Annotated in this window: 20 protein-coding genes and 1 pseudogene; 8 read left to right on the top strand and 13 right to left on the bottom strand. The window is 70.8% G+C overall.

Annotated elements, in window-relative coordinates; all coding sequences use genetic code 11:
* Window positions 1-24 precede the first annotated feature (24 nt).
* Together EJK15_RS33455 and EJK15_RS33450 are read right to left on the bottom strand one after the other, a co-directional pair.
* A complete protein-coding gene (locus EJK15_RS33455) occupies window positions 25-465 on the bottom strand; it encodes a carbohydrate ABC transporter permease (protein ID WP_206061244.1) in 441 nt (146 codons plus the stop codon).
* Window positions 446-1639: an RNA-guided endonuclease InsQ/TnpB family protein gene (locus EJK15_RS33450; protein ID WP_138714481.1), complete on the bottom strand. Its 1194-nt coding sequence runs from the start codon at window positions 1637-1639 to the stop codon at window positions 446-448. The genes EJK15_RS33455 and EJK15_RS33450 overlap by 20 nt, the downstream gene beginning before the upstream one ends.
* A gap of 22 nt (window positions 1640-1661) precedes the next feature.
* Here EJK15_RS33450 and tnpA point away from each other — a divergent pair, with 22 nt between their 5' ends.
* Window positions 1662-2078 (top strand): IS200/IS605 family transposase, encoded by a 417-nt coding sequence (gene tnpA, locus EJK15_RS33445; RefSeq protein WP_138714480.1) that lies wholly within the window; start codon window positions 1662-1664, stop codon window positions 2076-2078.
* Window positions 2079-2377: 299 nt separating this feature from the next.
* Here the strand turns inward: tnpA and EJK15_RS33440 are convergent, their stop codons facing one another.
* Window positions 2378-3310 (bottom strand): glycoside hydrolase family protein, encoded by a 933-nt coding sequence (locus tag EJK15_RS33440; RefSeq protein ID WP_138714479.1) that lies wholly within the window; start codon window positions 3308-3310, stop codon window positions 2378-2380.
* Window positions 3311-3435: 125 nt separating this feature from the next.
* Complete coding sequence (locus EJK15_RS33435) at window positions 3436-4026, bottom strand: hypothetical protein (protein ID WP_138714478.1); 591 nt, start codon at window positions 4024-4026, stop codon at window positions 3436-3438.
* A gap of 658 nt (window positions 4027-4684) precedes the next feature.
* Here EJK15_RS33435 and EJK15_RS33430 point away from each other — a divergent pair.
* The gene (locus EJK15_RS33430) at window positions 4685-5257 is read left to right on the top strand and encodes an RNA polymerase sigma factor (protein WP_138714477.1); all 573 of its coding nucleotides are present in this window, start codon (window positions 4685-4687) and stop codon (window positions 5255-5257) included.
* Between the two features lie 2 nt (window positions 5258-5259).
* On the opposite strand, the gene EJK15_RS33425 is transcribed toward EJK15_RS33430, so the two are convergent.
* The gene (locus tag EJK15_RS33425; protein WP_138714476.1) at window positions 5260-5721 is read right to left on the bottom strand and encodes a hypothetical protein; all 462 of its coding nucleotides are present in this window, start codon (window positions 5719-5721) and stop codon (window positions 5260-5262) included.
* Window positions 5722-6000: 279 nt separating this feature from the next.
* Window positions 6001-7224: a S8/S53 family peptidase gene (locus tag EJK15_RS33420; RefSeq protein WP_138714475.1), complete on the bottom strand. Its 1224-nt coding sequence runs from the start codon at window positions 7222-7224 to the stop codon at window positions 6001-6003.
* An 87-nt stretch (window positions 7225-7311) separates the two neighbouring features.
* On the opposite strand from EJK15_RS33420, the gene EJK15_RS33415 reads away from it, so the two are divergent.
* Window positions 7312-9969, top strand: a complete 2658-nt coding sequence (locus tag EJK15_RS33415; RefSeq protein WP_138714474.1) for a CHAT domain-containing protein — start codon at window positions 7312-7314, stop codon at window positions 9967-9969.
* Window positions 9970-10061: 92 nt separating this feature from the next.
* On the opposite strand, the gene EJK15_RS33410 is transcribed toward EJK15_RS33415, so the two are convergent.
* Complete coding sequence (locus EJK15_RS33410) at window positions 10062-11072, bottom strand: LacI family DNA-binding transcriptional regulator (RefSeq protein ID WP_138714473.1); 1011 nt, start codon at window positions 11070-11072, stop codon at window positions 10062-10064.
* Between the two features lie 358 nt (window positions 11073-11430).
* Between EJK15_RS33410 and EJK15_RS33405 the strand changes: the two genes are divergently transcribed.
* Together EJK15_RS33405 and EJK15_RS33400 are read left to right on the top strand one after the other, a co-directional pair.
* Window positions 11431-13452 carry a beta-galactosidase gene (locus EJK15_RS33405; RefSeq protein WP_240777379.1) on the top strand — a complete coding sequence of 674 codons (2022 nt, stop codon included), beginning with the start codon at window positions 11431-11433 and terminating at the stop codon, window positions 13450-13452.
* Window positions 13453-13594: 142 nt separating this feature from the next.
* Window positions 13595-14068, top strand: coding sequence for an NUDIX hydrolase (locus EJK15_RS33400; RefSeq protein ID WP_206061243.1), 474 nt, complete (start codon window positions 13595-13597; stop codon window positions 14066-14068).
* Window positions 14069-14180: 112 nt separating this feature from the next.
* On the opposite strand, the gene add is transcribed toward EJK15_RS33400, so the two are convergent.
* From add to EJK15_RS33385, 3 genes and pseudogenes are all read right to left on the bottom strand, one after another.
* The gene (add, locus tag EJK15_RS33395; RefSeq protein ID WP_138714472.1) at window positions 14181-15128 is read right to left on the bottom strand and encodes an adenosine deaminase; all 948 of its coding nucleotides are present in this window, start codon (window positions 15126-15128) and stop codon (window positions 14181-14183) included.
* Between the two features lie 124 nt (window positions 15129-15252).
* On the bottom strand, window positions 15253-16020 hold the full coding sequence (locus EJK15_RS33390) for a class I SAM-dependent methyltransferase (protein WP_420847114.1): 768 nt from the start codon (window positions 16018-16020) through the stop codon (window positions 15253-15255).
* A 188-nt stretch (window positions 16021-16208) separates the two neighbouring features.
* Window positions 16209-17114 (bottom strand): annotated as a pseudogene (locus EJK15_RS33385) (RNA polymerase sigma factor); the annotation flags it as partial.
* 189 nt (window positions 17115-17303) lie between these two features.
* Between EJK15_RS33385 and EJK15_RS33380 the strand changes: the two are divergent.
* Window positions 17304-17954: a TetR/AcrR family transcriptional regulator gene (locus EJK15_RS33380; protein WP_138714470.1), complete on the top strand. Its 651-nt coding sequence runs from the start codon at window positions 17304-17306 to the stop codon at window positions 17952-17954.
* 172 nt (window positions 17955-18126) lie between these two features.
* Here EJK15_RS33380 and EJK15_RS33375 read toward each other — a convergent pair whose 3' ends face one another.
* Genes EJK15_RS33375 through EJK15_RS33365 form a run of 3 tightly spaced genes read right to left on the bottom strand, consistent with a single transcriptional unit; the run spans window position 18127 to window position 21819 of the window.
* Window positions 18127-19254 carry a winged helix DNA-binding domain-containing protein gene (locus EJK15_RS33375; protein ID WP_138714469.1) on the bottom strand — a complete coding sequence of 376 codons (1128 nt, stop codon included), beginning with the start codon at window positions 19252-19254 and terminating at the stop codon, window positions 18127-18129.
* A 53-nt stretch (window positions 19255-19307) separates the two neighbouring features.
* A complete protein-coding gene (locus EJK15_RS33370; protein WP_138714468.1) occupies window positions 19308-20738 on the bottom strand; it encodes a WS/DGAT/MGAT family O-acyltransferase in 1431 nt (476 codons plus the stop codon).
* Window positions 20739-20766: 28 nt separating this feature from the next.
* On the bottom strand, window positions 20767-21819 hold the full coding sequence (locus EJK15_RS33365; protein ID WP_138714467.1) for a winged helix DNA-binding domain-containing protein: 1053 nt from the start codon (window positions 21817-21819) through the stop codon (window positions 20767-20769).
* 9 nt (window positions 21820-21828) lie between these two features.
* Between EJK15_RS33365 and EJK15_RS33360 the strand changes: the two genes are divergently transcribed.
* Window positions 21829-23007 (top strand): cysteine desulfurase-like protein, encoded by a 1179-nt coding sequence (locus tag EJK15_RS33360; RefSeq protein WP_138714466.1) that lies wholly within the window; start codon window positions 21829-21831, stop codon window positions 23005-23007.
* Between the two features lie 184 nt (window positions 23008-23191).
* The coding region (locus EJK15_RS33355; RefSeq protein ID WP_138714465.1) for a tyrosine-type recombinase/integrase at window positions 23192-24120 on the top strand (929 nt) is incomplete at its 3' end.

Raw genomic sequence — 24120 nt, 5'->3', positions numbered from 1 at the left:
CACGGCCCGCATCCTCTCATGATCTCAGCCCTTGACGCTCCCCTGGAGGAGCCCGTCGACGATGTGACGCTGCATCGCGATGAAGAAGATCACGACGGGGATCAGCACGATCACGCTGAGCGTCATGAACGCCGGCCAGTCCACCCTGTACTCCCCGACCGCCTTGTAGACCTGCAGGACCAGGGTCTGCTTGTCGGGCGAGCTGATGAACACGTTCGGCGTGATGAAGTCGTTCCAGATCCACATGGTCTGGAACACGCCGACCGTGATGAGGATCGGCCGGATCAGCGGCAGCACGATCCGCCAGTAGATCTGCCAGGGTCCGGCGCCGTCGATGCGCGCGGCCTCGAAGATCGAGATCGGCAGCGACCGCAGGTACCCCTGGATGAGGAATTGACGCGCTCCCCGGCGTAAACGCCGAGGATTCTGGCCTGTGCCGCGCCGTTCATGCGGCGGCACTTCCACGGCTTCCTGCTTCATCGGCCTGTGCCACCGCGAGCGATGGTCTTACCTGGCCTCCACAGGCGTTTCGTCTCTCCGCCCGTCCAGCGGCGAGGATGTTGATCGCGGCGTTGACGTCCCGGTCGTGATGTGCCCCACACGAGCAGTCCCACTTGCGAACCGCCAGCGGCATCTGCTCGGCGAGTGTCCCGCAGACTGAGCAGAGCTTGGAGGAGGGGAAGAACCGGTCGATCCTGGCGAACGTCCGCCCGTACAGTTTCGCTTTGTACTCCAGCATGGCGGTGAACGCCGACCAGCCCGCGTCGTGGACGCTCTTGGCCAGCCGGGTGCGGGCCAGTCCGTTGACCGCCAGGTCTTCCACGAAGATCGCTTGGTTTTCGCGAACTATCCGGGTGGATTCCTGGTGGTGGAACTCGCGCCGTCCGTCGGCGACCTTCACGTGCTGGCGGGCGACCTTGATCCGGGCCTTGGCCCGGTTGGATGATCCCTTCTGCTTACGGCTCAACGCCTTCTGCAGCTTGCGCAGTTTCTTCTCCGCCCGGCGCAGGAACCGCGGGGAGTCGATCCTCCGGCCGTCCGCCAGCACCGCGAAGTGCTCAAGCCCAAGGTCAATGCCGGTCTCGGTCTGCTTTTGAGGCAGGGGGTGCTGGTTGACCTCGACGACGAACGAGGCGAAGTACCGGCCCGCCGCGTCCTTGATCACCGTCACGCTGGACGGGACCGACGGCAGGCGGCGCGACCAGCGCACCGCGATGTCGCCGATCTTCGGCAAGGTCAGTTTCTCCCCCACCTTGAACCGGGCGTTCCTGGTGAACCGGATCGCCTGCCGCTGGTCCCGGCGGGACCGGAACCGAGGCGCGGCGATCTTCGGCCCCTTCCTCTTCCTGCTGAGACTGGCGAAGAAGTTGCGGTAGGCCATGCAGGCGTCAGCCAGGGCCTGCTGGAGCACGACCGCCGACACCTCGCCAAGCCACACCCGATCCGGGCGCTGCTTGGCCTCGGTGATGACGTGCTTGGACAGGTCCCCGTCACTGATGAACGCCAAGCCGTCCGCGTGCGCTTGACGACGGGCCGCGAGCGCGTCGTTGAACACCACCCGCGCGCACCCGAACGCCCGCGCCAGCGCGATCCGCTGCATCGGGGTCGGGTCCAGCCGGAAGGAGTAACGGAGCTGCACGACCGCATCCTACAGTTGGCCTATGGACGAATACAGCGGAATCAGGACCGGCAGACACTGTGTTTTCCTCCTCCACGCCCATTTGGTTTTCGTGACAAAGTTCCGGCACCGCGTCTTCACCGGCACCCACCTGACCCGCATGGAAGAGATCATGAGATCGGTGTGCGCCGACTTCGAAACCCAGCTGACCGAGTTCAACGGCGAGAACAACCACGTCCACCTGCTGGTCGACTTCCCACCCAAGATCGCCCTGTCCAAGCTGGTCAACAGCCTCAAAGGAGTGTCATCACGGCGGATGCGTCGGGAGTTCCCCGAACTCGCCCGCCACTACTATCGGGCGAACAAGCTGTGGTCGGGTTCCTACTTCGCCGGGTCGGTGGGCGGCGCTCCGATCAGTGTCCTACGCCAGTACATCGAACAGCAGAACCGGCCCACCTGAACTCGGTGGACGCCGATTCGCCTGGCGGCGAATCGGCTATTCCTGCCCCGCTACGCGGGCTGGTCGGCTTCACCCCCGGCGTGAACAGTGAACGCCGGAGCACTGCCGACGAATCTGGTAGCACCCGTCTGCCACGACCAGGGAGGGATCGGCCAGGAGCCGGCCCGTCGGCGACGGCGGCTCACCGGCCGCGCGCTCGGGCCTGATCGCGCCGTCGGGCGTACGGGCCGCCCCGGCATACTGGGCCATGTCGGCTTTCCATCCCTTCGCCGATTTGTATCGATACAAACCACCGAGTGTCAAGGATGTGTTACCGGGCCTTCACGGGGCAGAATCGGACCGGTCAGCTTCTCATCACGATCGCAGGTCAGCTCGTCCCCGCGGACCCGCAGGCGGGCGGCGTGCACGGCCGACCGCCGCCCGCCGCCCGGCGCGTCGAGGTGGGTGAAATAGAAGGCCAGCGCCTCCTCCCCCGTCACCACGACGTCCGCGTGGTGGCCGTACCCGCCGTCGTGCTCGCCGCTGCCCGGCTTGTCGAGGACGAGGCCCAGGGGCTGCCAGGTCTCCAGGTCGTCGGATCTGAGCACGCGCTGGCCGTGCCATTCGTCCACGATCATCCAGTGCCGGCCGCCGAGGGCGAACACGTTCGGCCCCTCGTGCACGGAGATCGTCACCGCCGGCCCCTTGACCTGCCAGTGGTAGAGATCTTGGCTGTCGGCGGCCCAGGTGTGGGAGTCGTCGGCCTCGTCCTTGTACCAGAGCCGGTAGCCGCCGCCGGGCAGGGCGGCCACGCAGGCATCGATCACGTACGAGGAGGACAGGCCGAGGGTGGATCGGTACGTCCAGCGGACGAGGTCGGGGCTCGTGTAGTGGCGGATGTGGCGCTCGTAGGGCCGCCAGGCGCCGGGGACGCCGCGGATGACGCTGACGTACATGTGGTACGTGGAGCCGTCGTCGACGATCTCCGGCGCCCAGTACGTGTGCCGGCCCCATTCGGTGTCGAGCCCCTCGATCGTCCCTCGGTAGAGCCAGCTCACGCCGCCATCGGCGGACGAGGCCACCCCGAGGTCGGTGCCGTGGATCCAGCTGACGTCCTGGCGGTCCGGCGCGGTCGCCCGCCGGCTGGTGTAGACGAGCCACCACGCGCGCTCGGCCCGGTTCCAGATCACGGTGGGATCGGTGGCGCCGTCGTGCATGGGGTCGCGGTAGAGCGGCCGGGGAACGTCCGTCATGGCCGTCCTTTCCTGTTGATCGTCCCGTTGATCGATTTTGTAACGATACAGGCGAGGAGGGCACCCCCGGCTGGGGATGCCCTCCTCGTGGACGCGCGCGACGTACCTGACCAGTACGGCGCCGGTCAGCCGGCCGGGTTCTTCACCGACACGGTCTTGACCTTCGCCGGCGTGGCCGGACGGGAGTCCCGCTCCGACCAGGCGCCGGTGGAGAAGGCGACCGGGAAGTTCTTCTTGCCGACGCCGTCGCCCCACTTGGTGATGACGTAGTCGATCTTGATGTGGCCCTCGCCCTCGACGCCGTCGACGCCCAGGGTGTCGTCGTTGAAAGAGCCCCCGGTCAGCTCGGCGAACGTCTTGGCGTCCAGGTCGAGCATGACACCGCGGCTGGAGGGGTCGCCGGGACCGCGGTCACCGACGAAGAAGGGCAGCTTCTTGCCCTTGTACATGACGTAGCCCTCCGTCAGCAGCGGCCAGCTCGGGCTGGCGGCCAGGCCCTTCTGCATGGGCTTGCCGGCGGCCGGGAGGCCCGTGTCACCGGCGCGGCCGGAGGAGTCGTCCCAGAAGTAGGACGCGGTCGTGGAGCCCTTGAGCATGGCCTGCTGGCCGGTGGCGCCAGAGTCGGCGGAGGCGGCCGAGGCGGCGGCAGAGCCGATGGTCAGGGCGCCGAGGGTGGAGGCGGCGAGCAGGGCGATGGAGCGCATACGAGCAGACATAGGTCAGGCAAGTCCTTTGTTAGGGGACAACGAACATTTGCGCTCTCGTCTCTACGGACGTAGCCGGGCATCAAGCCACACGGTCACTACATGGAGCGCTTCAGAATCCGGGAACCCGGGGATCCGATTCCGGTCGAGCCCGTCCTTCAATCGGAGGTAAGGCACGGGTCACTCGCCGGCAACAGGTACTACGTTACGACCTAAATCGGACAAAAGCAAACGAATCACCATGAACCGGGCAAAGATCTACCCTGCGAGGTTCAGCTCGCCCACTTCCCTGCGCAGGACGCGTACCGCGCCCGCCACCAGCGGCAAGCCATCCCGCCGCGGTCTCCCCAGCGGCGCCCAGCATACCGGCGGCGCTCCACAGGACGGTGTGCGACAGGTAGATCACGATCGCGGCCGGCGCGTTCGGTCGCCGAAGCCCGGAGCCGGGGGCGGGTGGCTCCCCACGAGCACCGGCCCGCCCCCGGCACCCTTCATTTGATCATGACGGCCACGTCGAACGACGAGGTGGTCGGGGAGGGCGGCATGAGGAAGCCCGGCAGGCGGGCCGCCCTGCCGCCGCGAAGACGCGGAAGGTGGCAGGCGTTGGGCTCGTGCCGTAGCGTTTCCGGATGTCGGGCAACACGATGCGTGACCGCGCCTGGGAGGCGGCATGCGAGATGATCCGCAGGTCGTGGGACTGGTCGTCAAGGCCCGCAAGGGCGAGCAGGACGCGTGGGACGAGATCGTCGAGCGCTACTCGCCGCTGTTGTGGTCGATCTGCCTGCGTTACCGGCTGGACCGCTCCGACGCGCTCGACGTGGCGCAGACCGTGTGGCTGCGCCTGGTCGAGCACCTGGCAGGGCTGCGCGAGCCCGCCGCGCTGCCGGGCTGGATCGCGATGACCGCCCAGCGCGAATGCCTGCGCGTCTACCGGTCGGCCCGCCGCCGGCAGGACGTCGAGCAGGTGCTGGACGTCGAGCTGAAGGACGAGTCCGCCGTCGTGCACGAGGAGGTGGAGCGGGCCGAGCGGCGGCTGGCGCTCCGCAGGGCGCTGGCCGAGCTGCCCGAGCACTGCAGGACGCTGCTCGGCCTCTTCCTCCGCGAGACCCCGCTGTCGTATGCGCAGATCAGCGAGAAGCTGGGGATGCCGATCGGGGGGATCGGCCCGCAGCGCGCCCGGTGCCTGGCCAGGTTACGCCGCCACCCATCCCTGAGCGGGTTCGCCGACCCGGAGCAGGCGTGAGTTCAGGCGGGATCGGGCGTCACCCAGGCCGTGGTCAGGACCAGGTCGTCGCAGACGCAGCGCAGGCGGAAGGTGCCCGCCGGAGCGGGTCTGAGGGCGAAGCCGCCACCGTCGTCGATCGGCGCGGAGATCGTCTCGCCGCCGGCCAGCTGGCGCTCCACCGTGCCGGGACGCGGTGGCAGGAGCTGCCCGACCAGGATGTCGGGGCCGAGCTCGACCTCGATCGTGTGGTCGTCGGCCACATTGAAGATCAGGATGCGCGGCCCTCCTCTGGTGGCGGACGCGAGACCGCCGTCGAGCGCCGAGTCGTAGACCAGGGCGGCGAGCTCGGCGTCGGGATCGCGCCAGGTGAAGACGGCCTTGCCGGCCTCGACGAGCTCGCGCGGCACCGCTGCCGCCGCTTGGCCGGCGTCTTTGAGCGCGGCCAGCAGCCGTTCGTCGTCGGCCCACGGTGACGTGGCCATGTCACTCATCCTGTTCCGTCGGCTTCGGTGGCTCATCGGGGCGCCCGGCCCGCGCCCTCTCATCCTCGTACGGATCGCGCCTGTGAGGGAAGCGGGCCGGCCGCGACGAGTCCGTGGGAGACGGCGATGGGGCCCGGAGGGTTCCGGATGCTGAACGGGGATCGACCCCATTGCCGCCGGCCATCGGATGCCACCTTCGCTCGTCGGTGTCGCTTACCTCTGCCGGAGCAGGTGACCTTGTCGTTGATGCAGCGGATTCGCCGATGGTGGCGGTCGCGGCTAGACGGGGAGCGCCGGACCGACGCCCGGCAGCATGACGGCCTGCCCGAGCACGGCGCTCTTGGCGTCCTCCGCCGGCACCCCAGTCCGCGCGATGTGGGCCGCGATCATGCCCGCCACCAGCGGCGCGGCGAACGAGGTCCCGTCCCACCTGCTCATGCCGCCGAAGACCTGCACGGCGGGGGCCTTGGGCGGCTCCTGGTAGGTGTACTCGCCGGTGGCGTAGGCGTTGACCATGCCCTCGCCCAGCGCGTACACGTCCACCCAGGATCCGTAGTTGCTGAACCAGGCGCGGTGCAGCTGGTCCGGCCCGAGCGCGCCGACGGACAACGTCCACGGGTACGCCGCCGGGTAGAACTCGCGGTCGGTGGCGTCGTTTCCGGCCGCGGCGACCAGCACGAGCCCGGGATGCGCCTCGTGGAAGGCCTCGAAGCCGAGCGAGGTCCAGTTGTTGCGCGTGTACGTGCCCGCGGACAGGTTGACGACGGCGGGGTTGTGTTGCTGGATCAGGTCGTCGAGCCGGGCGACGATCGCGCTTTCGAGCTCGCCGCCGGACATGGTGAAGTGGTCGGCCACGTACACGCCGGCCTGCGGGGCCATGCACCGCGCGACGCCCGCGATGAACGTGCCGTGCCCCTTGAACGGCGGGATGCGGGGCAGGCCGCCGGACAGGATCGGGCCGAGCGCGTCCGGGTCACCGGTGACTCCGTTCAGCCAGGCGGGCAGCGGGCCGTCCAGCAGGCCGGTGTCGGCCACCCCGATCATGACCGGTGCCGGGTTCGCCGTCGGCGGGCGCTGGGCGGGCCACGGACCGGCCGGGTTCCCACTGGGCAGCTCGGGCTCGGTCGCCGGGCAGAGCCGGGTGATGTGCACCACGTGGTCGGGGGTGGCCAGCGGGGCGCGGCCGCGCCGCACCGGGTTGTCGTCTCCGAGCCGCTCGTCGAGCACGTTGAGCGCCTCGGGGACGGTGAGCGAGCCCCGCTCGACGCCCTCGATGGACAGCACGGCCAGGTCGCCCCAGCCCGGTTCGTCCACGCGTACGACGCCGGGGAGCAGCCTGGATAGTCGCTCCAGGTTGTCGTCGCGGACCCGCGTGAGCAGGCGGCCGGTCCGGTAGAGGTAGTCGACGTCGCCTCCGGGGGCGAAGGCGACGTTGATCTCGATGCCCTTGCTGGCGAACGACCTTTGCATGAGGCGGTACTGCGATTCGAACGCGGCGTCCATGGCCCGACCCTTCTGACGGCTTCTGTGCCACCCTCTTCATCGACTCAGGCCTTGCGCGCGGTACGGGGGTCGTCAAAAGTCTTGGATATGTCTGCCGACCCGGCGGAGACCGGAACGACGGAGCTGCTGCCCCTCGCGCTGTCGCGCCCCTACGAGGCGCTGGACCGGGCGCGGTGCCTGCTGGCCGGAGGCCTTCCGCCCTTCGACGCGTCGCTCGCGCGGCAGGCGATCGGCATCGTGCTGCGCGAGTTCGGCGACATCGACGCCGCGGTGCGGGAGCTGCGGGCGGCCCGGCGGCTCGCGCGCGCCTCAGAGTCGACCGAGCGGGAGGACGACGTGCTGGCCACCCTCGGCGTGGCGCTGGTCTTCGCCGGCCGGACGACCTCGGGCCGCAACGCGCTGAACGCGGCGGCGCAGCGCTCGACCGGCCTGCTACGCGGCCGGATCCTGCTGCGGCGCGGCGGTGTCCTGCTCGCCCTCGGCCGGCACCGCGCGGCGCTCGCCGATCTGAACAGCGCGATCGCCGTGCTCCGCCTGGAGGGCGACCTGCTCTGGGAGGCCAGGGCGCTCACCGAGCGGGCGTTCTGCAGCCTCGCGCTCGGCTCCGTGCGGCCGGCGGTCACCGACCTGGGCCGCGCCGAGGAGCTGTTCGCCCGTACCGGGCAGGAGCTGGAGTCGGTGGACGCCACCATGCACCGCGGCGTGCTGGCGCTGCGGATCGGCGATCTGCCGGTCGCCCTGTCCTGCTTCGACACCGCCGCCGAGCGCTTCGCCCGGCTCGGCGCGTCGGACCCCACCCTGAGCATCCACCGCTGCGCGGCGCTGCTGGCGGCCGGGCTGGCCGAGGAAGCGCTGGACGAGGCCGACGCCGAGATCGCCCGGCTGGAACGGGTCCGCGGCTCGCCGCTGAAGCGGGCCGAGCTGCTGCTGACGGCGGCCGAGGGCGCGCTGGCGGCCGGTCGGCCGGCGGCCGCGCTGGACCGGGCCGGGACCGCCGCCCGGCTCTTCGACCGGCAACGCCGGCCCTGGTGGCGGGCGCATGCCCGGCTGGTCAAGATACGCGCCCAGTTCGCCGCCGGGCCGCCGTCCGGTGCGCTGCTGAGAGACGCCGCCAGGTGCGCGCGCGAGCTGGCCGCGCTGTCCTCGCCCCGCCTGCCGCTGAGCCGCCTGGTGGCCGGGCAGGTCGCGCTCGCGCTGGGCCGGACCGCGGTGGCGGAGGAGCACCTGTCCATCGCGGCCAGGGCGCGGCGCCGGGGCCCGGCGCTCTCCCGTACCGCGGGCTGGCTGGCCGAGGCGCTGCGCGCGGAGGCGGTCGGCGACCACCGCCGGCTCATGCACGCGTGCCGGCGCGGCCTGGAGGTGATCAACGAGCACCGCGCCACGCTCGGCTCGTCCGAGCTGCGGGCGCAGGCCACCGCGCACGGCGCCGAGCTGGCCAGGCTGGCGCAGCGGCACGCGCTGCGGCTGAACCAGCCGCGGCTGCTGCTGTCGTGGAGCGAGCGGTGGCGGGCCGGCGCGCTCGCCGTTCCGCCGGTACGGCCGCCCGACGACGAGGAGTTGCAGGCCGATCTCGCCGCGATGCGGGTGGTCACCAGCCGGCTGGCCGAGGCCCAGGCTCGCGGGCTGCCGATCGCCGCGTTGCGGCACGAGCAGTTGCGCCTGGAGCGGGCGGCCCGGGCCAGGGCGCTGCGGGCCCAGGGCGGCGACCGTACCGTGCCGTTCTCGTTCGACTTGTCCGGCGTGCGCGAGGAGCTGGGCGATGGGCGGCTCCTGGAGCTCGTGGACGTCGACGGGGAGCTGCACGTCCTGGTGTGCTGCGGCGCCGGCCGGGTCAGGAGGTGCGCGGCGGGCCGTACGGAGCAGGTCGCCCGGCAGGTCGATCTGATCAGGTTCGGGCTGTCCCGGCTGGCGCACGGGCGCTCGACGCTGACGCCCGAGCAGCTGCTCGCCCAGCTGGACGGCGCCGGCCGGGCGCTCGAACGCCTGCTGCTCGGCGACGCCGCGCGGTTTCTCGGCGACCGGGAGATCGTCATCGTCCCGCCCGGCCGGCTGCAGGCCGTGCCCTGGGCGCTGCTCCCCAGCCTGCGCGACCGGGTGGTGAGCGTGGCGCCGTCGGCCGCGTCCTGGCTGCGGGCGCGCCGGTCCGAGGCCAAGAGCGCGGGCGTGGCGCTGGTCCGCGGCCCGGGTCTGCCGTCGGAGGGCGCCGAGGTGCCGCGCATCGCCCGCGAGTTCCAGGACTCCGCCGGCTCCGGGCGCTTCGGCCGCGGTGAGCGGCCGATCGTGCTCGGTGACGGCACCGCCACCGTCGCCCGCGTCCTGGAGGCGATGGACGGGGCGCGGCTGGTGCACGTCGCGGCGCACGGCGTGTTCCGTACCGACAGCCCGCTGTTCTCCTCGCTGCGGGTCGACGACGGCCCGCTGACCGTCTACGACCTCGAACGCCTCCGCCAGGCGCCCCAGCAGGTCGTCCTGTCCAGCTGCGACTCGGGCCGGACCTACTCGGCCGGCGCGGACGAGCTGCTGGGGCTGGCGGTCTCGCTCATGCAGCTCGGCACGACCGGCATCGTGGCGAGCGTCGTCCCGGTGAACGACGTCGCGGTGGTCCCGCTCATGGTCGCCCTCCACCGCGAGCTGCGAGCGGGGGCGAGCCTGCCCGCCGGTCTCCGCAACGCCTGCCGCGCCACCGCCGACGACCCCGTCACCACGGCCGCGGGCTGGTCGTTCCTCTGCCTCGGCGCGGGCTGACGTCCGCCGGGAGCGGCACGTCGCGGCGCTGAGGGCCGTGAACCCTGGACCACCTGGGCACTTTCGTCACGCGCCGCCGCGATCCACCTCGCTCATCTGGGGAGGCGTTCGGCGCTGGAGCGGAGGATCAGCGTGGTGGCGAGCTCTATCCGCGTGCCCGCGGCCCCTCTCGGGTGGGTCAGCTCCTCGGAGATGAGCCGGACGGCCTCGTTCGCCATGTCGTCGAGCGGCTGGCGCACGGTGGTGAGCGGCGGCGACAGCATCTCGCACAGGGGCGAGTCGTCGAACCCGACCACGGACAGGTCGCCGGGGACGCGGACGCCGCGCTCGGCCGCCGCCTGGTAGACGCCGGCGGCCTGCAGGTCGGACCCCGCGAAGACCGCGGTGGGCGGGTCGTCGCGGTCGAGCAGCTCGCCCCCGAATCTCTTGCCGCCCGAGACGAGGAAGTCGCCGTAGCGGGTCAGCTCCGGGTCGGGTTCGATGCCGAACGTGCGGTGCGCGGCCAGGTAGCCCTCGTAGCGGTCGAGCGTGCACTGCACGTCGAGCGGCCCGCCGATGAAGCCGACCCGCGTGTGCCCCAGTTCCAGCAGGTGGGTCGTGGCCATGACACCGCCCGACCAGTTCGTGGCCCCGACCGTGGACACGCGCGGGTCGCGCTGCCCGACCGGGTCGAGCAGCACCAGGGGGACGTGCAGCAGCTCCTCGATGGCGACGATCTCGTCCAGGTTGGCCCGGGAGAGCACCAGCACGATCCCGTCGGTGCCGCGCTTGCGCATGATCCCGATCCACCGCCGCAGGTCGAAGTCGGGCCGCGCGGACGAGGTGACGACGAGCGAGAACCCCCACCGCGCCGCCGCCTTCTCCGCGCCTCTGATGAGGACCTGCGCCCACGGCGAGCCGAGCCCGTCGATGAGCAGGTCGACGATTCCGGCGCGGGGCGTGCTCGGCGGGCGCGGGGCCTCGTATCCGAAGGCGCGGACCGCTTCCAGGACTTTGTCCCTGGTGGCGGCGGAGACGTGTTTCTTGCCGCTCAGGACCTTGGAGACCGTCGGCACCGACACTCCGGCGGCCGCCGCGACGTCGGCGAGCGTGGCTCGGGGCACAGGACCTCCCGCTGGCGCGGTGCCGCCTTCCGGCCGACACCGGCGAGTTAGAACTTTCGGAAAATATCGTGGGGCCAGATAGCCCTCTGAACTGGCACAACTGGCGGTTTGCTGCTATTCGCCGAGGACGGTTGACATTGTTGCGACCGGCAGCCTACCGTAACGAATCGGCAATGTCACGGCAATTTTTCGGAAAGTTGGCCAGAAACTTTCTGACTCGAATTCTGTCAGGGCTGTAAAGCGGCGAACGATGAACGAGGGTGCCTGACCGGGCCGGCGGCGTGGCGGGCAGTGAGATCACCGGCTCCGAGCGGCGGCTGACCGCCGTGCCGGTGGAACTAACACAGGAGCATTTGACATGACCCGTATGGACGCGTTCAGGAGCCGCGTGGGCGGCTTCGCCTTCGGCGGCGACTACAACCCCGAGCAGTGGGATCCCGCCGTCTGGCGGGAGGACGTCCGCCTCATGCGCGAGGCCGGCGTCAACGCCGTCTCGCTGGGCGTCTTCGCGTGGGCGTCGCTGGAGCCTGATCCGGGCAAGTACGAGTTCGGCTGGCTGGACGAGATCATGGACCTCCTCCACGAGAGCGGCATCAGCGTGAACCTGGCCACGCCCACGGCGGCACCACCCGTCTGGCTCACGCAGCTGCATCCCGAGGTGTTCCCCATCATGGCCGATGGGCAGCCCTTCGGTTTCGGTAACCGGCTGCACTACGATCCGTCGTCGCCGATCTACCGTGAATACGCGGCGAACATCACGACCAAGCTGGCGGAGCGTTATTCGTTCCATCCGGCGCTGGCGATGTGGCACATCAGCAACGAGTACGGGCCGACGGCGTACAACGAGGCCTCGTCGGTCAATTTCCGGCGCTGGCTGCGCCGCAAGTACGGCGACCTCGGCACGCTGAACGAGGCGTGGACGACCCGTTTCTGGGGCCAGATCTACACGGACTGGGACCAGATCGAGGTGCCGAACATCCCGCGCAACTGGATGAACCCGTCCCGCAGGCTCGACTTCAAGCGCTTCAGCTCCGACGCCTTGCTGGAGTGCTACGTCGCCGAGCGCGACATCGTCCGCTCCTTCCGCGACGACATTCCGGTCATGACCAACTTCATGCGCTTCTTCCGGCACGCCGACTACTGGAAGTGGGCGCCGGAGGAGGATGCGGTCGCGCTCGACATCTACCCGAACCCGGCCGACGCCGACTCGCACGTGTCAGCGGCGTTCAACTACGACCTGTTCCGCTCGCTCAAGGGCGGCCGGCCGTGGATGCTGATGGAGCAGGCGGCCAGCGCGGTCAGCCAGTGGCAGCTCAACATCGTCAAGGAGCCGGGGCGGATGCGGCTCGGCTCACTGCAGGCGGTGTCCCGGGCGGCCGACTCGGTGATGTTCTTCCAGTGGCGGGCCAGCCAGGGCGGGCAGGAGCGCTTCCACTCGGCGATGCTGCCGCACTCGGGGCCGGACTCGCGGACGTTCAGGGAGATCACCGATCTCGGCCGGGAGCTGAAGCTGCTGGCGCCCGTGGCGGGCACCACGTCGCGGTCGGAGATCGCGATCATGTTCGACTGGGACGCCTGGTGGGGGCTGGAGGAGACGTTCGGCCTGCCGCGTAACGACTTCAGCTATCCGGACACGGTCATGCGGCACTACACGCCGCTGTGGGAGCGGCACTACCCGGTGGACGTGGTGTCGGCCGGGTCGGCGATGGAGTCGTACAAGGTGCTGGTGGTGCCGAACGCGTACCTGATCGACGACGACGGCGTGCGGCGGATCACCGAGTTCGCGCGGAACGGCGGCACGGTGCTCATGTCGTTCTTCTCGGGCGTGGTCGACGGCAGCAACCGGGTGCGGCCCGACGGGTACCCGGGCGCGTTCCGGCAGCTCATCGGCGCCAAGATCGACGAGTACTGGCCGGCGCGGCCGCATGAGGAGTTCGCGATCGAGTTCGCCGACGGGCGGCGGACCACGTCGGCCTGGTGGCGCGAGGACCTGCACCTGGAGGGTGGCACGGCGCTGGCGACGTACGGCGACGGGCTGCTGGCAGGGCGGGCCGCCGTGGTCGAGAACCGGTACGGCGCCGGCCGGGTGGTCTACGTCGCGACGCTGCTGGAGCGGGCCGCCTTCGACGCCCTCGTGGCGGAGACGGTGGAGGCGGCGGGCGTGTCCACACGCTTCGACGGCGCTCCCGCCCACGTGGAATGCGCTGTGCGGGGGGACGGGACGCACGAGTACGTGTTCCTGCTCAACCACAGCGCCGAGCTGAGCGCGTCCGTCCCCCTGGGCGGGGAGGGGACGGACCTGCTCACCGGGCAGGCGGTGTCGGGGATGGCCGAGCTGGAGCCGCTCGGGGCGGCGGTGATCCGGCTGGCTCGCGCATAGACCGGATGGTGTTCGGCGGCGTCAGGGATGACCGACGTCGCCGAAGCCGACCGGCCCACGGCTCTGCTCAGAGGTCATACCGGGGCAGTCCAGGCACGCGCCGGGCGGGGAGACCGGCGGATTTCGGCCATGGTCACCTGTCGTGATAGACCTGGCGAATGTGATGATCAACAAGGAATTGCGCGTTTCCGCGTACGCCATCTGCATCGACGACGGGAAGATCCTGCTCGCCCGCTGGGTCGGCGCCGACGAATGGCAGTGGACGCTGCCGGGCGGCGGCCTCGACCACGCCGAGGATCCCGTCGACGCCGCGATCCGCGAGGTCGAGGAGGAGACCGGCTACCGGATCGCCGTCGAGACCCTGCTCGGCATGGACACCGTGCGCCGGCGCCACCCTCGCGGCCCGGGGCGCGAGGCCGACTTCCACGGGCTGCGCATCGTCTACGAGGGCCGGATTCTCGGCGGCACGCTGAGACACGAGGTCGGCGGCTCCACCGACCAGGCCGCGTGGGTGGACCTCGACCGGGTCGCCGATCTCGAACGGTCCGACGTGGTGGACGCCGGGCTCGCGCTCTACCGCGTACGGCCGCGCAACGGCAGGGTGAGCGGCCCTTAGACGAGGCCCCGACCGAGAGCCGGTCAACGCATTTATCCCGGTTTATCAACCCAATCCACGTCCGCCTGCCGGCAGGACGAACTCCGAACAGCCCCGTCCGGAGGCAAGGAGGTCACGGCGACCGGAGCCAGGCGTCCACGTCCCCTCGGAGCCGGACCTTGAGATCCTCCGGGGCGAAGGAGGCGTCGATCGAGGCCCGGGCCAGCTCGGCCAGGTCGTCGTCCCCGTACCCGAAGACGTCGCGCAGCCGGGTGTACTCGTCCGCCAGCGCCGTCTCCCCGTCCGTGTTGATCGTGACCGCCAGCCCCGCCGCCCGCAGCCGCGGCAGCGGGTGATCGGCGAGCGAGGGGACGAGCCCGAGCAGGACGTTCGAGGTGGGGCAGACCTCCAGCGGGATCCCGCGCTCGCGCACCTCCGCCACCAGCGCATCGTCGTCGAGCACCCGGATGCCGTGGCCGAGCCGCTCGGCGTGCCCCAGGTCGAGCGCCTCGCGGATGCTGTCCGCCCCGGCCGCCTCCCCCGCGTGGTGCGCCAGGTGCAGCCCCGCATCTCTGGCGGCGTCGCACACCTCCGCGAACGGGGCCAGGGGATGGCTCTCGTCGCCGGCGAGCCCCATCCCGATCACCTGCTCATGGCGGGTGGCCAGCTTGAACGTCCGCCACAGCCGCTCCACCGGCCGCCGCCTGGAGTGGTCGAGCAGCACCCGGCACTCGATCCCGTACCTGGCCCGGCCCTCGGCCAGCCCTTCGAGCGCCGCCTCCAGCGGCATCTCCGGCTCCCCCAGCCGCTCGCCGTGCGATGCGGCGGTGAAGGTCACCTCCGCATAGCGGGTGCCCTGTGCGGCCTCGTCCGCGCAGAACTCCACCGCGATCCGCCTGAAGTGGTCGGCCGTGCGCAGCAGCTCGCGCACCCGCGCCCGCTGCTCGGCGAAGTCCCTGAAGGTCGCGAACACGCCCTCCGGTGCGCGCGATCCGCCAAGGTCGCGCACGGTCTCCGGCCGTACGGTGCTCTCCAGGTGAACGTGCAGGTGGGCCTTGGGCAGTGACCGTACGTCTCTCACGCCCCAACCCTAAAGGCATGCCCCCGTCGTACGCAGTCCGATATTCGCCCGGCGGCGTATGGTCAGGGCAGGCCGCCGGCGAGCGGTTCCTCGAGCAGCAGCGCTCCCTGCTGGGCAGGCGCCGCTAGCTGAGGGGGTTCTTGGTGAGGCGGATCTTCGACTGCTTGTGCGGCAGCCGTTCCCAGTCCTCCATGAACGTCGCCGTGAACCCGTACCTCCCGGCCAGCGCCACCAGCGTCTCGGTGCGGTAGTAGAAGTCCTCCCGCAGCACCTGGTGTTCCCTGCCCTCGGTCCGGTCGAAGGTGAAGTCGAACCAGGCGTTCGGCTTCATGACCCGGCCCACGTGGGCGAAGCACTCCTCGATGACCTCCAGCGGCGAATGCGAGAAGACGCTGTGCGCGTGGACGACGTCGAAATGCTGATCGGGCAGGAACGCGAAACGCAGATCGCGTACGGGGGTCAGATACGGCAGTTTGTCGCGCAGCCCGTGCTGGATGATCGTTTCCTGCGCCGCCATAAGGATGTCGGGCGAGATGTCGATGCCGTAGTAGTTGCCGGTGTGCAGGTAGTCGATGAACAAATGCCCGGCGCGCAGATTGCCGCAGCCGATTTCCAGCATCCGGCATTCCGGCTTGAGCCCGTGCTCGACCAGGTAGTCGAACTGCATGCGGCCCAGCGCCAGCCACCGCCTGTGCGTGTGCGACCCGACCGCGCCCTCGGGGTCGCGCGCGGTGTCGGACTTCATGACGGCCCGGTAGTAGGCGACGTGGTCGCGGGTGCGCAGCCGGAACCACGTGTCACGGGCCAGCCGCCGCAAATGGGGGGCGATCTTCCACGGATTCTTGATCGCGTAGGTCACCTGGTGGACGAGGCTGGAACGGGAGCGTTTCACGATGGGGAATCTAGGACAGCCGCCATGCCCGTCAAAGGCCCAATGCGACAGACTTGAGTTTTCGTTTGCGCAGCCTTTTGCGGTCGGCGCATTGTCACCCCAGAAAGGTGCCGTCACCCCACAAGATCACGTGAGCGGCACCCCGGGCATTCCATGCTTCCCCCCTGGAAGCCTCATGATCGGTGCGATCAGCTCAGATAGTCGCGCAGCGCCAGCGAGCGGGACGGGTGGCGGAGCTTGGACATCGTCTTGGCCTCGATCTGCCTGATCCGCTCCCGCGTGACGCCGTAGACGCGGCCGATCTCGTCCAGCGTCCTCGGCTTGCCGTCGGCCAGGCCGTAGCGCATGCTGATCACGCCCGCCTCCCGCTCCGAGAGCTGGTCGAGCAGGCTGTGCAGCTGCTGCTGGAGCAAAGTGAACGAGACCGCCTCCGCCGGGGAGACCGCCTCGGTGTCCTCGATGAGGTCGCCGAACTCGCTGTCGCCCTCCTCACCCAGCGGCGTGCTCAGGGAGATCGGCTCGCGGCCGTAGCCCTGGACCTCGATGACCCGGCCCACCTCGAGCTCGGTCTCGGCGGCGATCTCCTCGGGGGTGGGCTCGCGGCCCAGGTCGCTCTGCAGGCGGCGCTGCATCCGCGCCACCTTGTTGATCAGCTCCACCATGTGGACGGGGATGCGGATCGTGCGGGCCTGGTCGGCCATGGCCCTGGTGATGGCCTGCTTGATCCACCAGGTCGCGTAGGTGGAGAACTTGAAGCCGAGCCGGTAGTCGAACTTCTCGATCGTCCGGATCAGGCCCATGTTGCCCTCCTGGATCAGGTCCAGGAAGAGCATGCCGCGACCGGTGTAGCGCTTGGCGATGGAGACGACCAGCCGCAGGTTGGCCTCGAGCATGCGGCGCTTGGCGCGCAGGCCGTCGTCGGCGATCCACTCCAGGTCGGCCCGTAGCTCGGCGGACAGCCCCGGCTCCGTCTCGAGCCGCTCGGTGGCGAACAGGCCGGCCTCGATGCGCTTGGCGAGGTCGATCTCCTGCTCGGCGGTGAGCAGCGGCACGCGGCCGATTTCCTTCAGGTACGCCTTGACCGAGTCGGCGCCGACGGCCGTGCCGCCGTCGGCGACGGTGTCGTCCAGTTCGAGAACCTCTGCTGCTTCGGACAAAACTCACTCCTCGCTCGCGTTGGATGGACGCACGGAAAATTAGGTCGCACCTAAGCTTAGGTCAGACCCCAAACAGAGTCAACCTAAAATCAGGTCCAACCTAAAAATTTGTGGAAGACTGTCGCTATGGGCATCGACACCTTGGGCTTGAGGGAACAGAAAAAGCGAGAGACCCGGCAGGCCATCTCCGACCACGCTACCCAACTGTTCCTGGAACGTGGCTTCGACCGGACGACGATCGCCGACATCGCCGCCGCGGCACGAGTGGCGAAGATGACCGTGACCAACTATTTCCCCCGCAAGGAGGACCTGGCCCTCGACCATCACGAGGCCTTCGTGACGGGCCTGGCCGAGGCGGTCGCGGAGCGCGCGCCCGGCGAGCCGGCGCTGGCGGCGGTGCGGCGGACGTATCTGGCGGCTTTGGAGCGGCGCGATCCGGTCGCCGGCTTCACGGGACGGGAATTCGCCAGGATGATCGCCGACAGCCCGACCCTGGTCGCCCGCCTGCGGGACCTCCATGAGCAGCGCGAAGAGGCCCTCGCCGACCGGCTCGCCGCGGAAACGGCCGGCTCCGGCCGGCCCCGGATCATCGCCCGGGCCGTGGCGGCGCAGGTCGCGGCGGCGGACCGGCTGCTCTTCCGTGAGCTGCAGAGCCGTACCTTGGCCGGTGAGGGCGAGGACGAGATCGCCGCCGCCCTCGCCGAGACCGCACGGCAGGTCTTCGACCTGCTCGAGCCCGCCATCGGCGAATTCGCCCCGCGCGACCCACAGGCCTGACGCGTGAGTGTGCGGGTCCCGAGGACGCACGCGGCGGCCCGGGCCCCTAAGAGGCACGCGACAGCCCGTGGGCGGGCTCTGGCCGGAACAACACCCACTGATTCTACCCTCCGTACGCGTCCAGCTACCTTGGGCAGATCGCGCTCGCGAATCCGCCCCTCGCAGGGTGCCCCTATCCGAGCTGTTCGACACCCCCGGGGGCGGGCTCTTCCGGGTGCCTGGGCGGTAGCCAGGTGATGCTCCCTTCCTCGACGCGGGCGAAGGCCATCAGGCGCGTGGCCTCGGCGGCCAGCTCCTCCATCACACCGTCGGGCAGCGGGTGGAAGGGCTCGATCGTCAGCACGCCGTCCTTAAGGTCCCACATGCCACCGACAGTTCCGTCGACCAGGAAGGTGGGGTAGATGACGGCGCCCACGCACACCGCCTTGCGCTGCTCGGCGGTCATCAGCCGGCCGCGGTCGGCGTACGCGACGATGAGGTTGTCGAACCAGGGCAGGAACCGTACGGGAGCGGGCACGTCCTCCGCGACGAGCGGCGCGTCCGGCAGGTCATAGAGGACACGCCCCTCGATGTCCTGATAATTCCGTAAAAATGGCATGGCCTCCATGATCGGGCGCAGCCGCGTCAGCCCCGACCACATCTGCACGTCCATCACGCTCGCCGGCCCGAACGCGGCCAGATACCGCACCACCAGCCGCTCCACCAGCCGTTCCATCGGGGTCGAGCCGTCCAGCGGCCCTCCCAGCCACTCCTCGGCCAGCGTGAACGGCGTGGCCCCGCCCTTGCCCCAGATCCCGTTCGGCGGCGTGTGCACGATCGGCACCAGCGCCTGCGCCGAGAAGCCCAGCGCCGTCGGATCGGCCTCGGGCCAGCGCCGCCGCAGCAGGTCGCGCAGCTGGGGGCGGGTGAGCGTGCGCCCCGCCAGGTGCTCGCGCGCCAGTGCGGCGAACTCGTCCAGGTCCACGTCGCGCATCATCCGGCCGAACGCCGCCTGCCTGGTCCTGGAGAGGATCACCTGCACCAGCGGCCGGATCCACACGTAGTTGCCGGCCAGCGTCAGGTGCTGGGTCCCGCGCAGCAGGGATCCGCGTACCACCTGCCTGCCGTACAGCAGGGCGGCCAGGTCGTCCTGGGTGAAGGCGGCCAGGCGGGACCACAGCCCGATGTACGGCGCGTCGATCTCCTGCCCCTGCACTGCGACCAGCCGCTCGATCGCCTCGGCGGGCGACATGGCGGAGCGGCTCAGCAGGAGCTGGCGATCGAGCGTGGTGCGGTTGAGCACCCGGCGGTTCAGGATCATGCGCCTAGCGTAGAAACCAATGCGGCAAGGAAGGTTCCGCGTTAAGCGCTCCACTACTGCGGCAGGGTCGCCTCGGCGTTGCGGAGTTCCTCCAGGGCGTCGCGCAGGTGCCGGGCCAGCTCCCACGCGTCCGGGACCATCCGCCGGTCGGTGACGACGCCGATGTCGAGCGAGCCGTCGTAGGAGAAGGCGGTGATGTTCACCCCGCCGCTCACGTCAGTGATCACGGAGACCGGGTAGTGCGTCAGCAGCCGCCTGCCGCACACGTACAGGGGGAACTGCGGGCCGGGCACGTTCGAGACGATCAAATTGATCGGCGGCACGGTCTCCCCCACCAGCCCGAACGCCGACCTCGACGCCAGCCCCATGAGCGCGGCCGGCATCGACTCGCTGAACTCGCGCAGCCACCGCGCGGGCGCCAGCGAGAACCTGTCCTTGATCCGGTGCATGGCGTGCCGCACCTGGTGCAGCCGGGCGACCGGATCCTCGACGTGCACGGCCAGCGGCGCGGTCATGATCGTCACCTGGTTGCCGGCGCCCTCCACACCGGCCTCCCGCAACGAGAACGGCACCCCCGCCACCAGCGGCTGCCGCGGTACGCCGCCGTGCGCGGCCAGCCACCGGCGCAGCGCACCCGCGCACACGGCCATGACCACGTCGTTGACCGTGACCCCGAACGCCTTGCGCACCTGCTTGATCTCCTCCAGCGGCAGCGACACGAACGCGAAGCGCCGGTGCTGCGACACCGGACCGCTGAACGGCGTCTTGGGCGCGGGCAGCGGCGGCAGCTCCGGCGCCTGCCCGGTCCCGGCGAGCTTGCGGGCGAGCCCGGAGACGAGCCGGCTGCCCGGGATCCGGGACACGACGGGGATCTCGTCCAGGTGCGGCACCGCCCTGGCCGCGAACCGCACGGCGTGGGCGGGGTTGAGCGCCAGCCTGGTCAGCCCGCGCGCGACCATCTCCACCGGCCCGGGCGGCGGCTCGTCGCGCTCGGGCGCGTGCGGGGGCGGCGGCGCGGGCTGGGGGCTGGTGTCGAGCAGCGCGGCCAGCACGTCGGCGCCGCCGATCCCGTCCACGGCCGCATGATGGATCTTGGTGTAGAGGCCCATGCGGCCGCCGGACAGGCCGTGGATCAGGTAGATCTCCCACAGCGGGCGGGCGCGGTCGAGGCGGCGGGCGTGCAGGCGGGAGACCTGCTCGGCGAGCTGCCGGTCGTCGCCGGGCGGAGGCAGGCCGATCTCGCGTATGTGGTAGTCGAGGTCGAGATCCTCCCCCTGCACCCAGTACGGGTGGTCCAGCCCGAACGGCACCTGGGCCAGCTTGCGCCGCAAGGCGGGCACGTACGGGAGCCGCTGTTCGAGCAGGTCCTGCAGGTCGGCGCGGTTGAGGTCGCCGTCGAGTACGGCCAGACCGGCGATGTTGGCGACGTTCGTGGCGGTCTCGAAATGGAGGAACTGCGCATCCAAGGCGGTGAGCTGCGACATGGTGGTGACACCTCCGCCCCGAACCAAATCAGACTCCGTCCGCCACTTCAAGTGAGAACGACGCGGCGTCGGGCTCGGCGAACGCCAGCAGCCGCAGTCCCTCCTCCTCCAGCAGGCCGAGCGGGGTCGAGGCGAAGGGGCTGACGAGCAGCCTGGCCCTCTTGCCCGAGCGCTTGATCTGCCAGGTGCCCGCGGCGAATCCGTCCACCAGGTAGACGGCTTTGATACGCAGGTTCTTGGTGCTGACCAGGCCCTTGTGCTCGTCGGCCAGCACGCGGGTGCGGTCGGCGTGTCCGAGGATCAGCGTGTCGAAGTCGGGCAGGAACCGTATGGGGGCGGGCACGTCCCCGCCCGGCCGGGGCGCGTCCGGCAGGTCGTACAGCTCCCTGCCCGCCGGGCCGGCGAGCCGCTCCAGGTCCATGGCCGCCATGACGGGCCTGAGGCCGCCCAGCCCCGACCAGGTCTGCACGTCGGCGGGGGTGGCCGGGCCGAACGCGGCCAGGTACCGCTCGACGAGCGTCTCCGGGCGGGGTGCGGGGTCGAGCTCCATGCCGGGCAGCCCGAACGCGGGCTCGCGCGGGAAGCTCCACCGGTCCTCGGCCGGCACCATGATCAGCGGGGTGAGCATGCGGACCGCGTACCCGAGTGCCCGGTCGTAGGCGTCGGGGAACTCCTCCTGCAGCCGGGGCCGGAGCTCGTTGAAGGTGTACGGCCGCCCGGCGAGCAACCGGTCGGCGGCGGCCACGACGGCGTCGAAATCGATCCCCTCGAAGCGCCGCGCGGCGGCGGCCAGCACGGGCTGGAGCAGAGCACGGAATGCGGCGAAGTCCGCGGCCGTCACCAGGTGCAGCGTCGCTCGCCACATGGTGGCGCGCACCAGCGTGCGCGCGTGCAGCGCCGCGTGCAGATCGTCCCGCTCGAAGCCCTCCAGCCGCGTCCACACCCCGAGATACGGCGGCCGCGGCTCCTGGGCCTGCAGCCCTGCCAGCCGCCGCACGACGTCGGCCACGTCCCCTTTGTGGCGTTCGAGAAGGTGCTGACGGGCCAAGGTGGCGCGGTTGAGGTCCCTGAGGGTGAGCATCTACATATCATGCCTTTCCCCATTAATTCGGTACGCGCTTCGTACCCAGCCTTGACCGACGGCCACGCCTATCTGGACGGCGCGGCCGGCACCCAGACCCCTCGATCGGTGATCGACGCCATTTCCGACGCCTACCGGAGCGGGATCGGCAACGTGGGCGGCGCCTTCCCCGCCAGCCACCGCTCCGACGCGATCGTGGCGGCCTGCCGCGCCGCCGTGGCCGACCTGGTCGGCGGCCAACCCGGCGGGGTGATCCTCGGCCCGAACATGACCACCCTGACCTACCGCCTGGCCAGGGCGATCGCCGGTCCCGGCGACGAGGTGGTGGTCTCCAGGCTCGACCACGACGCGAACGTCCGCCCCTGGACACAGACCGGCGCGACCGTCCGCTGGGCCGAGGTGGACCCGGTGACCGGGGAGCTGCCGGTCGAGCAGTACGCGGACCTGATCGGCGAGCGCACCAGGGTGGTGGCGGTGTCGGCGGCCAGCAACGTGCTCGGCACCCGCCCCGACGTGCCCGCGATCGCCGAGCTGGCGCACCGGGCGGGCGCGCTGATGTACGTGGACGGCGTGCACGCCACCCCGCACGGCCCGGTGGACATGCGCGCGCTGGGCGCGGATTTCTACGCCACCAGCGCGTACAAGTGGTCGGGCCCGCACATCGGCGCGGTGGTGGCCGACCCGGCGCTGCTGGAGACGATCCGGCCGGACAAGCTGGCCTCGTCCCCGGGCACGGTGCCTGAGCGGTTCGAGACGGGCACGGCGGCCTTCGCCGACCTGGAGGGCGTGACGGCGGCCGTCGACCACCTGGCGGCCATGGTCCCGGGCACGGGCAGCCGCCGCGAACGCCTGCTGGCCTCGATGACGGCGGCCGAGGAGCACGAGCTGGAGCTGTTCGCGGTGCTGATCGAAGGGCTGGAGACGCTGCCGGACGTCACCGTGTACGGCAAGCCGGCCCGGCGCACCGCCACCGCCTACTTCAACGTGGCCGGGCACACCCCGCGCCAGGTGGCCGAGCACCTGGCCCGGCTCGGCGTGAACGTCTGGAACGGCCACAACTACGCCTGGGAGCTGACGGGCGCGCTCGGCATCCGCGACTCGGGCGGCGCGGTGCGCGCGGGCCTGGTCCACTACAACGACCGCTCCGACGTGGACCGGCTCCTCGACGGGGTGGCCCGCCTGGGATGAACGCCTGCCCCCCGGTTCTGGCCCGCTCCACGGGCCGTCTCAGAGCATGCGTCGACGGTCCAGCGCATCCGCCACGTCTGTGGATGACCCTCTCGCGAGGAGAAGGCTCCATCCTCAGGCCACTTGCGAAGGGACTGGACCGGCAAGCTGGGCGAACCCACTGGACCCTTCTAAGATCGTCCAGGTGAGCCTGCCTGCCGTACCAGATCTGGGGGCGCCGCCGATCGAGCCGGCGCGCGACCCGTACCACGTCTATCTCGACTCGCTCACCAGCCCGGAGTCGCGCCGCACCATGCGCGGCTGCCTCGACCGGCTGGCGCGCCTGCTCACCGGCGACGAGACGGCCACGGGCGCAGGACAGCCGTGGCATCTGCTGCGGTACGAGCACACGGTGCGCATCCGGACGATGCTCACCGATCAGGGCTGGTCGGCGGCGTACGTCAACAAGCACCTGGTGGCGTTGCGGCGGGTGCTGAAGGAGGCGTGGCGGCTCGGGCAGACCAGCGCGGAGGAACTCGCCCGCGCCTCCGACCTGGCTCCGGTACGGCAGAGCCGCCTGCCCGCCGGGCACCACGTGCCGCCGGAGGTGGTCGGCGCGGCGCTGTCCGCCTGCGACGACTCGCCTGCCGGGGTGCGCGACGCGGCGCTGATCGCGGTTCTCTACTCCACCGGCTGCCGGCGGGCCGAGCTCGGCGGGCTGGCGCTGGCCGACTACGACTCGGGGGCGCGGTCGCTGCGGGTGCGCGGCAAGCGGGACAAGGAGCGCATGGTCTACCTGACGACGGACGCGATCGGGCTGGTGGAGCGGTGGCTGGCGATCCGCGGGAGCGCCCCGGGGGCGATGTTCAGCCCGATCAGCAAGGCGGGGCGGCTGCGGCTGCGCGACGGGCGCCCGGTGGGGCTGACCGGGCAGGGCATCGCCGACATCCTGGCGCGGCGGCTGGGGGCGGCGGGCGCGGCCCGCCGTACCGCCCACGACTTCCGCCGTACGTTCATCGGCGAGCTGCTGGACGCGGGCGTGGACCTGGCAACGGCCCAGGCTCTGGTCGGCCACTCGTCCCCGGCCACGACGGCCCGCTACGACCGCCGCCCGGAACGCACCCGCCGCGAGGC

Origin of the sequence: Nonomuraea basaltis, from assembly GCF_005893125.1 — a bacterium.
Taxonomy (GTDB): Bacteria; Actinomycetota; Actinomycetes; order Streptosporangiales; family Streptosporangiaceae; genus Nonomuraea; species Nonomuraea basaltis.
The sequence above is the reverse complement of the archived record's forward strand: the minus strand, read 5'-3'. Positions and strand labels throughout refer to the sequence as shown.

Bases quoted from the DNA above. Each gene is read 5' to 3' on its own strand.
- EJK15_RS33425 (WP_138714476.1), bottom strand. From the start codon at position 5,721: ATGGCCACGTCACCGTGGGCCGACGACGAACGGCTGCTGGCCGCGCTC.
- EJK15_RS33435 (WP_138714478.1), bottom strand. From the start codon at position 4,026: ATGTCTGCTCGTATGCGCTCCATCGCCCTGCTCGCCGCCTCCACCCTC.
- EJK15_RS33430 (WP_138714477.1), top strand. From the start codon at position 4,685: ATGCGAGATGATCCGCAGGTCGTGGGACTGGTCGTCAAGGCCCGCAAG.
- EJK15_RS33380 (WP_138714470.1), top strand. From the start codon at position 17,304: ATGGGCATCGACACCTTGGGCTTGAGGGAACAGAAAAAGCGAGAGACC.
- EJK15_RS33365 (WP_138714467.1), bottom strand. From the start codon at position 21,819: ATGCTCACCCTCAGGGACCTCAACCGCGCCACCTTGGCCCGTCAGCAC.
- EJK15_RS33375 (WP_138714469.1), bottom strand. From the start codon at position 19,254: ATGATCCTGAACCGCCGGGTGCTCAACCGCACCACGCTCGATCGCCAG.
- EJK15_RS33405 (WP_240777379.1), top strand. From the start codon at position 11,431: ATGACCCGTATGGACGCGTTCAGGAGCCGCGTGGGCGGCTTCGCCTTC.
- EJK15_RS33440 (WP_138714479.1), bottom strand. From the start codon at position 3,310: ATGACGGACGTTCCCCGGCCGCTCTACCGCGACCCCATGCACGACGGC.
- EJK15_RS33415 (WP_138714474.1), top strand. From the start codon at position 7,312: ATGTCTGCCGACCCGGCGGAGACCGGAACGACGGAGCTGCTGCCCCTC.
- EJK15_RS33360 (WP_138714466.1), top strand. From the start codon at position 21,829: ATGCCTTTCCCCATTAATTCGGTACGCGCTTCGTACCCAGCCTTGACC.
- EJK15_RS33370 (WP_138714468.1), bottom strand. From the start codon at position 20,738: ATGTCGCAGCTCACCGCCTTGGATGCGCAGTTCCTCCATTTCGAGACC.
- EJK15_RS33420 (WP_138714475.1), bottom strand. From the start codon at position 7,224: ATGGACGCCGCGTTCGAATCGCAGTACCGCCTCATGCAAAGGTCGTTC.
- tnpA (WP_138714480.1), top strand. From the start codon at position 1,662: ATGGACGAATACAGCGGAATCAGGACCGGCAGACACTGTGTTTTCCTC.